The sequence below is a fragment of the Paludibacillus litoralis genome, assembly GCF_037646705.1.
GTDB classification, from domain to species: domain Bacteria; phylum Pseudomonadota; class Alphaproteobacteria; order Rhodobacterales; family Rhodobacteraceae; genus Pikeienuella; species Pikeienuella litoralis.
This window is the reverse complement of sequence record NZ_JBBHER010000002.1, coordinates 458,172-471,328: the sequence shown is the minus strand read 5'-3', so window position 1 is coordinate 471,328 and position 13,157 is coordinate 458,172. Positions and strand designations below refer to the sequence as shown.

12 protein-coding genes are annotated in these 13,157 nt (G+C 70.2%); 4 read left to right on the top strand and 8 right to left on the bottom strand.

The window, feature by feature from the left end; genetic code table 11:
• Positions 1 to 20: 20 nt before the first annotated feature.
• The 4 genes from WG921_RS03205 to WG921_RS03190 are packed head-to-tail and all read right to left on the bottom strand — an operon-like array spanning position 21 to position 4,839.
• Entirely contained in the window at positions 21 to 1,478 is a 1,458-nt protein-coding gene (locus WG921_RS03205; protein WP_340107756.1) for an aldehyde dehydrogenase family protein, read from the bottom strand.
• Entirely contained in the window at positions 1,475 to 3,079 is a 1,605-nt protein-coding gene (locus tag WG921_RS03200) for an ABC transporter ATP-binding protein (RefSeq protein ID WP_340107755.1), read from the bottom strand. Before WG921_RS03200 ends, WG921_RS03205 begins: the two co-directional genes overlap by 4 nt.
• Complete coding sequence (locus tag WG921_RS03195; protein ID WP_340107754.1) at positions 3,076 to 3,891, bottom strand: ABC transporter permease; 816 nt, start codon at positions 3,889 to 3,891, stop codon at positions 3,076 to 3,078. Before WG921_RS03195 ends, WG921_RS03200 begins: the two co-directional genes overlap by 4 nt.
• 3 nt (positions 3,892 to 3,894) lie before the next feature.
• On the bottom strand, positions 3,895 to 4,839 hold the full coding sequence (locus tag WG921_RS03190) for an ABC transporter permease (protein WP_340107753.1): 945 nt from the start codon (positions 4,837 to 4,839) through the stop codon (positions 3,895 to 3,897).
• 164 nt (positions 4,840 to 5,003) lie between these two features.
• Here WG921_RS03190 and WG921_RS03185 point away from each other — a divergent pair, with 164 nt between their 5' ends.
• Entirely contained in the window at positions 5,004 to 6,707 is a 1,704-nt protein-coding gene (locus WG921_RS03185; RefSeq protein ID WP_340107752.1) for an adenylate/guanylate cyclase domain-containing protein, read from the top strand.
• A 6-nt stretch (positions 6,708 to 6,713) separates the two neighbouring features.
• Here WG921_RS03185 and WG921_RS03180 read toward each other — a convergent pair whose 3' ends face one another.
• The 3 genes from WG921_RS03180 to WG921_RS03170 form a co-directional block, all read right to left on the bottom strand.
• Positions 6,714 to 8,192 (bottom strand): ABC transporter substrate-binding protein, encoded by a 1,479-nt coding sequence (locus tag WG921_RS03180; protein ID WP_340107751.1) that lies wholly within the window; start codon positions 8,190 to 8,192, stop codon positions 6,714 to 6,716.
• A gap of 79 nt (positions 8,193 to 8,271) precedes the next feature.
• Positions 8,272 to 8,877, bottom strand: a complete 606-nt coding sequence (gene phnN, locus WG921_RS03175) for a phosphonate metabolism protein/1,5-bisphosphokinase (PRPP-forming) PhnN (protein ID WP_340108005.1) — start codon at positions 8,875 to 8,877, stop codon at positions 8,272 to 8,274.
• Positions 8,874 to 9,824, bottom strand: coding sequence for a magnesium transporter CorA family protein (locus tag WG921_RS03170; protein ID WP_340107750.1), 951 nt, complete (start codon positions 9,822 to 9,824; stop codon positions 8,874 to 8,876). The genes phnN and WG921_RS03170 overlap by 4 nt, the downstream gene beginning before the upstream one ends.
• A 337-nt stretch (positions 9,825 to 10,161) precedes the next feature.
• On the opposite strand from WG921_RS03170, the gene WG921_RS03165 reads away from it, so the two are divergent.
• Complete coding sequence (locus WG921_RS03165; protein WP_340107749.1) at positions 10,162 to 10,881, top strand: VPLPA-CTERM sorting domain-containing protein; 720 nt, start codon at positions 10,162 to 10,164, stop codon at positions 10,879 to 10,881.
• Between the two features lie 187 nt (positions 10,882 to 11,068).
• Here the strand turns inward: WG921_RS03165 and WG921_RS03160 are convergent, their stop codons facing one another.
• Positions 11,069 to 11,494: a PaaI family thioesterase gene (locus WG921_RS03160; RefSeq protein WP_340107748.1), complete on the bottom strand. Its 426-nt coding sequence runs from the start codon at positions 11,492 to 11,494 to the stop codon at positions 11,069 to 11,071.
• Between the two features lie 460 nt (positions 11,495 to 11,954).
• On the opposite strand from WG921_RS03160, the gene WG921_RS03155 reads away from it, so the two are divergent.
• On the top strand, positions 11,955 to 12,776 hold the full coding sequence (locus WG921_RS03155) for a phosphocholine cytidylyltransferase family protein (RefSeq protein ID WP_340107747.1): 822 nt from the start codon (positions 11,955 to 11,957) through the stop codon (positions 12,774 to 12,776).
• A 45-nt stretch (positions 12,777 to 12,821) separates the two neighbouring features.
• Entirely contained in the window at positions 12,822 to 13,022 is a 201-nt protein-coding gene (locus WG921_RS03150) for a hypothetical protein (RefSeq protein ID WP_340107746.1), read from the top strand.
• Positions 13,023 to 13,157: the final 135 nt, after the last annotated feature.

Here is a 13,157-nt window from a genome sequence, read left to right as displayed (position 1 = left end):
AAGTCACGATCGGCGGCGCGTCATCCGTGGCGCGCCGCCACCGTTTTCAGCGCCGAGAAGCCGTAGAGGGCCTCGAATCCCTTCTCGCGCCCATGGCCGGATTTGCCGACGCCGCCGAACGGCAGCTCGACCCCGCCCCCCGCGCCGTAATTGTTGAGGAAGACCTGCCCCGCGCGCAGCGCCTTCGCCAGCCGCATCTGCCGCGCGCCGTCGCGGGTCCAGACCCCGGCGACCAGCCCGAACTCGGCGCCGTTGGCGATGGCGACGGCCTCCGCCTCGGTCTCGAACGGGATCACCACCTGCACCGGCCCGAAAATCTCCTCCTGCGCGAGCTTGTGATCAGGGCGCGCGCCCGAAAGCAGCGTCGGGCGGACGTAATGGCCGCCCTTCGGCGCGCCCTTCACGATCTCGCCTTGCGCCGCGACCTCGAGATCGCCGGCCGCGCCGAGGAACCCCTCCACGATCTCCTTCTGCCGCGCCGAGATCAGCGGCCCGACATCGAGATCGTCGATCGCCGGCCCGACCTTCAGCGCCCGGTAGCGCGCCGCCATCTGCGCCAGCACCTTCTCGTAGACCCCGCGCTGGATCAGGATCCGCGAGGCGGCGGAGCAGGTCTGCCCGGCGTTCTGGATCCCCGCGTTGACGAGGAAGGGCAGCGCCGCCTCCAGATCCGCGTCGTCGAAGACGATCTGCGGCGATTTTCCGCCAAGCTCCAGCGTCACCGGGACGATGTTCCGCGCCGCCGCCGCCTGCACCATCCGCCCGACCGAGACCGAGCCGGTGAACGAGATATGCCGGACGCCGGGATGGGCAGAGAGCGCGGCCCCCGCCTCCTCCCCCAGCCCGGGCACGACATTGATCGCGCCGGCGGGAAGCCCGGCCTCCTCCGCGATGGCGGCGAAGGCGAGCGCGGTGAGGCAGGCCTCCTCGGCCGGCTTCAGCACACAGGCGTTGCCCATCGCCAGCGCCGCGCCGACCGAGCGGCCGATGATCTGCATCGGGTAGTTCCAGGGCACGATATGCCCGGTGACGCCATGCGGCTCGCGGAGCGTGTAGACGGTGTAGCCGTCGAGATAGGGGATCGTCTCGCCGGTCACCTTGTCGGCGGCGCCGCCGTAGAACTCCAGATAGCGCGCCAGCGCCAGCGCGTCCGCCTTGGCCTGCTTCAGCGGCTTGCCGACATCCGCGGCCTCGATCCGCGCCAGCGCGTCGGCGCGCTCGGCGACGATCCGGCTCATCTTCATCAGCGCCCGGCCGCGCTCGACCGCGGCGGCGCGGCCCCATTCGCCGGCCAGCGCCGCCTCCGCCGCTTCGACCGCCGCGTCGATATCGGCGGCGCCCCCCCGCGCGATCTCGCCCACTTCGGTCCCGTCGGACGGATTTTCGAGCGGCAGCCGCGCGCCGCTCTCGGGCGCGCGCCAGCGCCCGGCGATGAACACGGCGTCGGCGCCGAACCAGAGGTCGGGGTGAGCGTTCATGGTCGTCTCCTTTTGAGCGCCGCGTCGATATCGGGCGCGGCGGCGATCAGCGCCTTGGTGTAGGGGTGCGACGGGGTCTCGAAAACCGCCTCGGCCTCCCCCTGCTCGACGATCCGCCCGGCCTGCATCACCATCACCCGGTCGGCGATGGCGCGCACGACCGAGAGGTCATGGCTGATGAAAAGATAGGAGAGATTCAGCCGCGCCGAAAGCCCGGCCAGAAGATCGAGGATCTGCGCCCGGATCGACACGTCGAGCGCGGAGACCGCCTCGTCGAGGATGATCAGATCCGGCTCGATCGCCAGCGCCCGCGCGATGGCGATTCGCTGGCGCTGGCCGCCGGAAAACTCGTGGATGAACCTGTCGCCGTCCTCCGGCGCGAGCCCGACCTCGCCGAGCGCGCGCGCCACCCGCGCGCGCCGCGCCGCGCCGACAGGGGGCGCGTCCAGCAGGTGAAACGGCTCCGCCACCAGCTTCGAGACCCGCCAGCGCGGATTGAAGCTGCCGTATGGGTCCTGGAACACCACCTGCATCCGGCGCCGGTCGGCGCGCGGAAGATCCGGCGTGACGGGCCGCCCCAACAGCCGGATCTCGCCGCCCTGGATCGGGTCGAGGCCGAGAATGGCCCGGCTGAGCGTGGATTTGCCGCAGCCCGATTCGCCGACGAGGCCCAGCGTCTCGCCCCGCTCCAGCGTGAAGCTGACGCCGTCCACCGCCCGCTGGGCGCGCGCCCGCGCGAAGAGCCCGGCCCCCGGCGCGGCGTATTCACGCACGACGTCGCGCACCTCCAGAACCGGCGGCGCGCCCCCGCCCCGCGCCGGCGCGCCGCGCGCCGGCCGATGCGCGGAGGCGGCGAAGAGCGCGCGCGTGTAGGGGTGGCGCATCTCGCGGAAGACCGCCCCGGTCTCGCCCGCCTCCACCACCTCGCCCCGGCGCATGATGGCGAGCCGCTCGGCGGCGCCCGCGACCAGCCCGAGATCATGCGTGATCAGCATCAGCCCCATGCCGAACTCGTCCACCAGCCCGCGAAGCAGCCGGATCACCTCCGCCTGGGTGGTGACGTCGAGCGCGGTGGTCGGCTCGTCCGCGATCAGCAGCCGCGGGCGGAGCGCGATCGCCATCGCGATGGCGACGCGCTGGCGCTGCCCGCCGGACAGCTCATGCGGATAGCGGTCCGCCGGAACCCGCGCCTCCGGCAGGCCGACCCGCGCCAGCATCTCCCGCGCGCGCCGCGCCGCCTCCCGCCGGCCGGCGGCGCGGTGGATCAGCAGCGTCTCCGCGACCTGATCGCCGATGGTCCGGACCGGGTTCAGCGCCGTCATCGGCTCCTGGAACACCATGCCGATCCGGGCGCCGCGGACCGCGCACATCTCGCGCTCGCTCTTGCCCGCCAGATCCTCCCCGTCGAGCCGGATCGCGCCGGCGATCTCCGCGCCCTGCGGCGGCAGCCGCATCACGGAGAGCGCGGTCAGCGATTTCCCCGAACCCGATTCGCCGATCACGCCGAGGATCTCCCCCTCGCCGACCGAAAGATCGACGTCGCGCAGGATCGGCAGCCCGTGGATCGCGAGCGACAGCCGCTCGACCTCGAGGATGCTCATCGGACCCGCCTCAGCCGCGGATCGAGAAGGTCGCGCAGCCCGTCCCCCATCAGGTTGAGGCCGAGCACCGTCAGCACGATGGCGACGCCCGGATAGACCGCGACCATCGGGGCGCTGTAGATCAGGGTCTGGCTTTCAGCCAGCATCCGGCCCCAGCTCGGCGTCGGCGGCTGCGCGCCGAGCCCGAGATAGGAGAGCCCCGCCTCCGCCAGAATCCCGAGGCTGAACTGGATCGTCCCCTGCACGATCAGGAGATTGGCGATGTTCGGCCCGATATGTTCGAGCGAAATCCGCGCCCGGCTCTTCCCCGCCACCCGCGCCGCCAGCACGAAATCGCGGGTCCAGAGCGACAGCGCCGCCCCCCGCGAGAGCCGGGCGAAGACCGGGATGTTGAAGATGCCGATGGCGATGATCGCGTTCAGCGCGGAGGGCCCGAACACCGCGGTGATCAGGATCGCGATGACCAGCGCCGGGAAGGCGAAGATGAGATCGTTGAGCCGCATGATCGTCTCGTCCAGCAGCCCGCCGCGGCGCGCCGCCGCCGCCAGCCCGAGCGGAACCCCGAGGCCGACCCCGATCCCGACCGCGACCAGCGCCACCGCGATCGAGACCCGCGCGCCGACCATGATCATCGAGACCATGTCCCGCCCGAGATGGTCGGTCCCGAGCCAATGGCTGGCGGAGGCGGGCGCGAGCTTGGTCCCGATCGCCAGCGTCTCCACGTCATAGGGCGTCCAGAACAGGGAGAGCAGCGCCGCGCCGATGAAGAGCGCGCTGAGCGCGCCGCCGATGATGAGGCCCCGGTTCCACATCGCTCAGCGCCTCCGCAGCCGCGGGTCGACCCACGCATAGGCGAGATCGACGAGGAAGGTCACCATGATCACCGCGAAGACGAGGAGCATCACCACGCTCTCGACCACGATCAGGTCGCGCTGGGTGATCGCCTGAAAGATCAGCCGCCCGAGCCCGGGAAGGAAGAACACGTTCTCGATGATGATCGCGCCCGCGATCAGGAACGAGAACTGGAGCCCGACGATGGTGAGAACCGGGATCAGCGCGTTCCGGAACGCATGGCGCCAGAGCGCCTGGCGGCGGGAGAGGCCCTTCGCCCGCGCCGTGCGGATGAAATCCTCGTTCATCACGTCGAGCAGCGCGGAGCGCATGACCCGCGCGAGGATCGACGCCTGCGGCAGCGCCAGCGCGACCGCCGGCAGCGTCAGCGCCGTCAGCGCCGGCAGCGCGCCCGTCTCCCAGCCCGGAAAGCCGCCCGCCGGAACCCAGCGGAGATTGATCGCGAAGATGATGACGAGAAGGATCGCGAACCAGAAATTCGGCACCGCGACGCCAAGCTGCGTCGCCCCCATCACCCCCCAATCCGCCGCCCGCCCGCGCCGGGAGGCCGCCAGAACCCCCGCCGGAACCGCGATCAGCGTCGAGAGCGCCAGCGCGTAGACCGTGAGCGGCAGCGAGACCCAGAGCCGCTCCGCGACCAGCTCCGCCACCGGGGAGCGATAGGTGTAGCTCAACCCGAAATCGCCGCTCGCCATGCCGAGAACCCAGCCGAGATAGCGCGCGCCGAGCGGCTGATCGAGGCCGAGATCGGCCCGGAGCGCCGCGACCGTGTCCGGCGCCGCGTTCATCCCGAGCATGTAGGAGGCGGGATCGCCCGGAATGACCTCGACCACCGCGAAGATCGCCACGCTGGCGGCGATCAGGCTGAGGCCGAGCGAGAGAAGGCGCTGGAGCGTGTAGCGAAGCATGAGGAATCCCCCGGCTCGTAGGCCGTTCCGGCTACGGCGCCCCCGCGCCGAGGGCAAGCGATTTTCGCGCGCGGCGCCCGCCCGTCTTGAGCGCGCCCGATTGCATCGGGCGCAGCGATTTCGCATATTGCGCGCATAGTGCGCCGGGATGGGAGGCCTTTGCGATGAACCGAAGGCTGGCAGCCATCCTCGCCGCCGATATCGCCGGTTATTCCCGGCTGATGGGCGCGGACGAGACCGCGACGCTCAGCGCCCTTCGCCTGTTTCGCTCCGACATTTTCGGCCCGGCCGTCGGCCGCGCGCGCGGCCGGATCGTGAAGAGCATGGGCGACGGCTGGCTGGTCGAATTCGGCAGCGCCGCCGACGCCGTGACCTGCGCGCTCGAGGTGCAGGACCGGCTGGCGGCGCATGAGACCATCCGCCTTCGCATCGGCGTCCATCTCGGCGACGTGACGCATGAGGAGGAGGACGTCTTCGGCGACGGCGTCAACATCGCCGCGCGGCTCGAAGCGCTCTCGGCGCCCGGCGGAATCGCCATCTCCGACGCCGTCCGCTCCAGCATCGACGGCGTGCTGCGGGCCGGCTTCGCGGACGCCGGCGCCCGGAGGCTGAAGAACATCGCCGACCCGGTCCGGGTCTGGGCGCGCGCGCCGGACGGCGCCGCGCCCGCGGCGGCCGCGCCGGCGTTCTCCGACCGGACCTCGGTCGCCGTCCTGCCGTTCCAGAGCGCGGCGTCCGACCCGGATCACGCGGCGCTGGCCGAGGATCTCGCCGAGGACGTGGCGACGGAGCTCGCCCGCTTTCGCTGGCTGCATGTCGTCGGGGAGGCGTCCGGCGCGCGCTATCTCGTCGAGGGCGCGGTCCGGCGCGCCGGCGCGCGGCTTCGCGTCACCGCCCATCTGACCTCCACGGCCGACGGCCGCCGGCTGATCTCCGAGCGCTGGGACCGCGACGCCGGCGACCTCTTCGCCATTCAGGACGAGCTTCGCGCCGTCATCGTCTCGCGCGTCGTCGCCGAGATCGACGCCGAGGAGCGGACACTGGTGCGCGCGAAGCCGCTCGACAGCCTCACCGCGCGCGAACTCGGATATCGGGCGAATCTCGCGATTTTCGCGACCGGCGACGAAAACCTCGCCGAGGCGGAGGCGACCATCGAGCGGGCGCTCGCCGTGGACCCCGACGACGCTCAGGCCCATGTGCAGAAATCGGTCATCTGCATCTACAAGGCGCTGAGCGGCCGCTGGCCGCCGCGCGAGGCGCTGGAGGAGGGGGCGGCGGCGGCGCGGCGCGCCATCGCGCTCGATCCGCGCACCGCCAACGCCCACAGTCTTCTCTCCCTCCATTACGCCGTGCTGGGGGAGACCGACCGCGCGCTCGAAAGCGCGGAGCGGGCCCGCGCGCTCAATCCCAACGGCTGGGGCGCCTATCAGAGCCGGGCGATGGCGCTGCTTTTCGCGCCGCCCGGCTGGGCCGCCGATCCCGCCGCCATCGCCGAGCGGATGGTGGCGGACGCGCGCGATACGCTGCGCCTCGCGCCGAACTCGCCGTTATTCGCTCAGCACATCTGCCTCGAAGGGATCGGGCTCCTTCTCGGGGCGGAAGGCGGCGACCCGACCGCCGCCGTCGTCACGCTCGAGCGCGCGGCGGGCGAGACCGGGGCGCCGTGGTGGACCTGCCTCTTCGCGGCGATCGGCGAAGTGCGCCGCGGGCGCGAGGACGCCGCCCGCCGGCGCGTCGCCGACCTCCTCCGCCTCGCGCCGGGCATGACGCTGACGGCGATCGAGGCGATCTTCGGCGCGACCTACGTCTTCCAGCTCTGGCGCGCGGAGATCGCGCGCCTGCCGGATCTCGGCCTCCCCGCCGGCTGAGGCCCGCTACTCCCAATACGCTCCGGTCAGGTCGTTCGCCTGGGTCGGCGAGTTCTTCCAGAGCCCTTTCAGTTTCGCGTTCTGCACGTTCAGCCGCGGCAGCTGGAACAGGTAGCCGTTCACGTAATCGTCCGCGATGATCCGCTGCAGACCCTGCAGAAGCGCCGCGCGCTCGTCCTCGTCGATGGTCTTCTCCAGCAGCGCGAAGACGGTTTTAAACTCCTCGGAGGAATAGCCGAAATAGTAGTCGTCCCGCGCGTAGACGCCGATATCCATCGGCTCGGTGTGGCTGACGATGCTCAGGTCGTAATCCCCGCCCTTGAACACCTGTTCGAGCCAGCCGGCCCATTCGAGATTGACGATCTCGGTCTCGATCCCGACCTCGCGGAGCTGCGACGCCACGATCTCCCCGCTCCGCCGCGCATAGGAGGGCGGCGGCAGCTTCAGCCGCAGCTTCAGCCCCTCGGCGTGGCCCGCCTCCTTCAGCAGCCGCCGGGAGAAGGCCGGGTCATAGGCGGATTGCAGCGTCAGATCGACATAGGCCGGGTTATGCGGCGCGAAATGCGTGCCGATCGGCGTCCCGTAGCCGAACATCGCCCCGTCGATCAGCGCCTGCCGGTCGATGGCGTGGGCGATCGCGGCGCGCACCCGCACGTCCTTGAGCGCCTCGGTCCGGTTGTTCATCGCGAGGATGGTCTCGCCCTCGGTCGAGCCGACGATGACGATGAAGCGCGGGTCCTGCTCGAACTGGCTCAGGATCTCCGGCGCGGGGAAGCCGGGAAAGGCGTCGATATCCCCGGCCATCACCGCGGCGAAGGCGGCGTTCGGGTCGGAGATGAACTTGAAGGCGGCCTTGTCCAGCTTCGCCGGCGCGCCCCAATAGGCGTCGTTCTTCACGATCTCGACGCTGTCGCCCTTGGCCCAGCGCGAGAATTTGAACGGGCCGGTGCCGACCGGGTTGGTGGCGTTCGTCTCCGCGCTCTCGGGCGCGACCATCACCGCGTCGCCCCAGGCGAGGTTGAAGAGAAAGGCGCCGGTCGGCTGGCTGAGCGTCACCCGGACCGTCAGGGGATCGACCACCACGGTTTCGAGAATCGCGGCGTAGAGCGCCTTTTGCGCGTTCGCGCTGTCATCCGCGCCGATCCGGTCCAGCGAGAATTTCACGTCCTCTGCGTCGAAGGTCGTGCCGTCATGGAAGGTGACGCCCTCCTGAAGATGAAACGTGTAGACGAGGCCGAAATCGCTGATCTCCCAGCTTTTCGCCAGGCCGGGCTTGACCGAGCCGTCCTGGCCGAAGCGCACCAGCCCCTCGAAGACGTTGGCGTAGACCACCTCGTCGATCGCCGCCGCCGCGCCCGCGGTCGGGTCCAGCATCGGCGGCTCGAGCTGCATGCCGAGCGTGACGTCGGCGCCGAGCGCCGGGGCGGCGGTCAGCCCCCACGCGCAGAGCGCGCCGGCGGCGAACTTGAAGACAGGTCTCATCATTCTCCTCCTTGCCGGCCGGGCCCGGCCGGCGGCTTTCCTTCGCGCCCGGAGGGGCGCCGCGCGAACCATATCCGGAATTTCAGCGATTGCGACCGCCCGTTGCGCCGCGCCCGTCGCTTTCCGCCGGCGCGAGCAACGCCAGAAGCCGGGCGACGCCGGCCTCCACCGTCCCGTCGTTGACGATGACGCCCGCCCCCGGAGGCGGAGCGCCGAGGGGCGCCAGCGCCGCCCGCGCGAGCCGGGCGCGGATCTCGGCGGCGTCCTCGCGCCCGCGCGCCGCGAGGCGCGCCGCCAGCACCGCCTCGGGCGCGGTGACGAAGATCGCCCGCAGCTCCGGGAACGCCCGCCGCGCGTCCGGGAGCGCGGCGCGCGAGCCGTTGAAGATCACCGGCCGCCCCGCGGCCAGCGCGTCGCGGATCGAGGCCGGAACCCCGTAAAGGCGCCCATGCGCCGCCCAGTGCAGCGCGAATTCCCCGGCCGCGCGGCGGCGAAGGAATTCGTCCACCGTCAGGCTCTCGAACGGCTCGCCCCCCGCGTCCGGGGGCCGGGTGACGGCGCGCCGCGCCCAGACCAGATCCGGCCGCGCCCGCGCCGCGCCCGCGATCAGCGTGTCCTTGCCCGCGCCCGACGGGCCGAGCACGGCGATGAGGGCGCCGCGCGCCCCGGACCCGCGCGTCCCGCTCAGAGCCAGCCCTTCCGCTTGAAGAAATAGAGCGGCCCCACCGCCGAGGCGACCATCGCGACCAGCGCCGCCGGATAGGCGTAGGGCCAGGAAAGCTCCGGCATCACCGCGAAATTCATCCCGTAGATCGACGCGATCAGCGTCGGCGGCAGGAACACCACCGCCGCGACGGAGAAGACCTTGATGATCGCGCTCTGCTCGATGTTGATCAGGCCGAGCGTCGCATCCAGCAGCAGCGCGGTCTTCTGCATCAGGAACCCGGCCTGCTCGCTGATCGCGCGGATGTCGCGGATCTGGCTTCGCAGCATCAGCCGGACATCGGCCGGGGCCTTCCTCTGGTCCATCACCGGGCCGAGAAAGCCCAGGATCCGCTCCAGCGTCAGCAGCGACTCGCGGACCTGCATCACCGTGTCGTCCTTCCGGCCGATTCCGCGCAGGGTCTTGCGCATGTCGCGCCCGGCGTTGGCGTCGGAGCGGAACGCCGCCAGCGACATGCCCTCGATCTCCCGGCCCACATTCTCGGTGATGTCGGCGAGGCGGCCGATGATCTCGTCGACGAGCCCGATCAGGATGGTCCCCGGCGAATCGCAGCCGAGCGGCGCCCGCGCGGCGAATTTGGGAAAGGTCCGGAACGGCTGCGGATCGTGCCGGCGGAGCGTCACCAGCCGGTCCTGCGTCAGGATGAAGGTCACGGGCGCCAGCACCGGCGCGTCGCTCAGCGCCTGCGCCGGCACGATCGCGGTCATGAACGCCGCGCCGTCCTCGATGTAGAGCCGCGAGGAGCGCTCGATCTCCTCCTGATCCTCCCGGCTCGGCAGGGTCGCGCCGATGAGCTCGGAGACGCGCGCCCTCTCCGCCTCATCCGGCCGGAAGAGATCGATCCAGCCCGCATCCTCGATCGCGGGGGCCTCCGCCAGCCCCGCGCCCTCCCGCCTGTAGCCGATGATCATGCCATGCCTCCCCCTCGTCCTGGCGCCGAAGGCGCGGCGGCGCCCGGTCGGTCGGTCGGCGCCGCTTTTACCAGAGAGCCGGCGCTATCGCCATCTGCGGGGCCGATGGGGCGAAACGCCGGGAGCCGACGAGCGGGCGAAGCGGGATGTCGCCGCGCCTGCGCGAAAAGCCCGTCCGGGGAATTTCGCCGGTCGGAACCGATCGTCGTCGCCGGCGGCGCGGCCGCCAGCCGGCGCCCGAAATTAAGTGCTTGCCAGAATATTGTCGGACGACATAACCTTTCCGGGGAGATCCTTCTTGGGATGTCGCTTCGAAACGCCTGACCTTGAGGATCTCATGTTCCGACTTTCCACGCCTTTCCTTGTCGCCGCCACTCTCGCCCTGAGCCCGGTATTGGCCAGCGCCGCCACCTATTATGGCGAAAGCAGCCGGGGGATCGGGACCGAATTCATCCAGCCCGACGGCGATTTCGGCTTCAACGCCCTGAATCCCATTTACCTGCCCAACGGCATTCTCACGTATGACGATTTCGTCGGCCCCATTCCCGCCGGCATCGTCAGCTTCAGCGGCGCGATGAGGGTGGATTGCACGATCGATGGATGCGCCGGAGACAGCGGCGATCGCCTGCTTTTCGAACTGGCCAGCGGCTTTGAAATCACCGGGGCCTCCGTGTCGATGGAATTGAACGTGGTCGACCAATTCGACCCATTCGATTTCTATGGGATCGGCATGAAGGAAATCACGAACGGCGCGCCGTCGATCGACGTGCAGTTCGCCAAGGACATCACGACCGGCGTATCGGGCGAGAGAATCAGCGAAGAGATCGTCGGCGGGACCTCCGGGATCGAGCGCCTCGGCGCGGGCGTCTTCGCGTTGAACCCGTTCATCGACACCCCGGACTTTGGCCGGCGGAGCGCGGAGGCGCGTTGGACCGTAAGTTTCGATGTCGTCGACAACAATCCGCCAGTGAGCCAGGTTCCCCTGCCCGCCTCCGTTCTGTTGCTCGGGGCCGCGGTCGCGGCGCTTGGCGCGCTGGGACGGCGCAAACCGAGCTGACGGACGCCCCCGGTCGCGCAAGGCTTGAAACGTCGGCCAGGCGGCTCGGGCGGCGTTTTCCCCGATGGTCAGCCGGCCGAGGCGCCGAGGGCCGCGAACGCCGCCAAATGGACCGGCGCGGCCACGCGCGCGCGCCCCTCATTTCTCCCCCGCCGCGCCCCTCCCGAGGCCGCCGGCGCCAACGCCCTCACCGCTTCAGAACAAACCGGCTCGTCACCACGCCTTTTGCGACCAGAGCGCCGGTCTGGTCGCGGATGTCGATATCGGCGACGGTCTGGCGGCGGCTGCGCTGGATGATCGCGGCTTCGGCGGTCAGGTCCGCGCCGTCGGCGGCCGCGAGGTAGGAGATGTTCATGCTGGCGGTCGCGCCGCCCGCCACCTCGCCGTCCCTGATCCCGGAGGCCGACGCGCTCGCCGCGGCGATGTCGATCAGCGTCGCGATCGCGCCGCCGTGCACGATGGCGCCGACCGTGGTGAACTCCTCGCGAAACGGCATTTTCAGCACCACCCGGTCGGGTTCCGCCTCGACGACCTCGATCCCGAGCGCCTGCGCGAATTTCGAGCGGGTCAGCACGAGGTGTATCCAGGCGTGCGCGTCCTCACCCAAGTCCATCCGTGGCTCCTTTCCTCGATGCGGTTGCGCCCCTGCGGAAGATCCCGGGTAGAAAAACAGCCCGCGCCGCGCGATGATTCCGGCTCCGCGGCCGCGCCTCTCCCGCAGGCCGCGGCCGGAGCCGCCCCTTGCCCTTTGGCCGCTTCGCAACCATATGTAGAGCCCCAGCCGCCGAAATGGGCGATATTATTCATGACGACAATCCAGACGGTCAAGTCTCCCGAATAGATCATCTTCCGCTTCCGGCGTGTATTTTACGCCTTCGCATAGCACCGCGCTCATCGCTCCGGCCTAGAGACCTGTGAATACTTAGGCGTGCGAGGGGCGACCTCCCGCTTAAGACCGTCGTGACCGCGAGGCGGATCGCCGCCGATCCGCCCTGTCGGCGCCGGCCTGTTGGACGTCGCGCGCGCCCCGGAGCCTTCCCCGTCAACACCGTCCGAGAGGGACATGTTCGATAATGAGATACGAGACCAAACGTCCGCCCGTAGCCGTCATTCTGGCGGCCGGCGCCGGATCGCAGCCGCGCCCGCTGAACGACGCCCCCCCGAAAAGCCTTCTCTCCGTCGGCGGCTCGGCCATCCTCGAGCGGACCATCCGCAACTGCCTCAGCTGCGGGATCTCGCAATTCGTGCTGGTGCTCGGCGACCGGTCCGATGAGGTCAAGCGCTTTGTCGACAAGGCCTTTCGGGGGGTCCGCATCACCTATGTCGCGACCGACCGCCACCACGGCGGCGACACGGCCCATTCCCTGCTGCTGGCCGCGCCCGCGATCGGCGGCGCCGAATTCGTCAGGTTCGACGCGAACGTGGTGTTCGACGTCGCGATCCTGAGGCGGCTCGTCGACTGCGAGATCCCCGACATCCTCTGCGTCGACCGCGAAATCCCGCTTGAAGATCGAGAGGCGAGGGTCATAGTGGACGGCCAGATGCGCGTGCTTGAGATCGGCGAATCTGTTGATCCCGGGTCCGCCACGGGCGAGGCGATCGGGATCGAAAAGATCAGCGCCAAGACCGGACCGCTGCTTTTCGCGGAGCTTGCGCGGATGATGGACGACCCGGCGTATGATCAGGCCCGTTGCGAAGCCGCCTATGCGCGGCTGGCGGCCGGGGGAGCCGCGTTTCACGCGCTCGATATCACCGGCTCGACCTGGATCGAGATCGACAGCGCCGAAGATCTCGACGCCGCCAACATCATGTTCAAATCGCCGATCACGACCATGCCGCGCGGCCTGCAGCTGACGCGGGGCGCGACCACGGCGAAAGAGACCACGCCAGGCTGAACCGGACCGGACGTCACGCGACCGCAGGCCTTCTGAAGGCGATCGATGAAGGACCGCAGCCAGACCCCCGCCATCCCGGCGCCGGATCGCTGCGAATTGGAAGGAAAGACCATGGGCAAAGGCAACAACAAGCGCGGCAACAAGGAAGCCAAGAAACCGAAGGCGGAGAAGCCGAAAGTCTCCGCGACCGCGAACACGCTCGCCGGGAAATCCGTATCCTCGCTTGGCGCGAAAAAGATGAGATAGGCGGGAGGCTCAGACCCGGGCCGACGGACCGCCCCGCCGGGCATATCCCTGACGGGATCCTCGCCAGGACCGATTGCGGAGCCCTCCGCAATCGGCGCCGCCCATGGCCGCGCGCCCACCCGGCGCGGCGCGCGG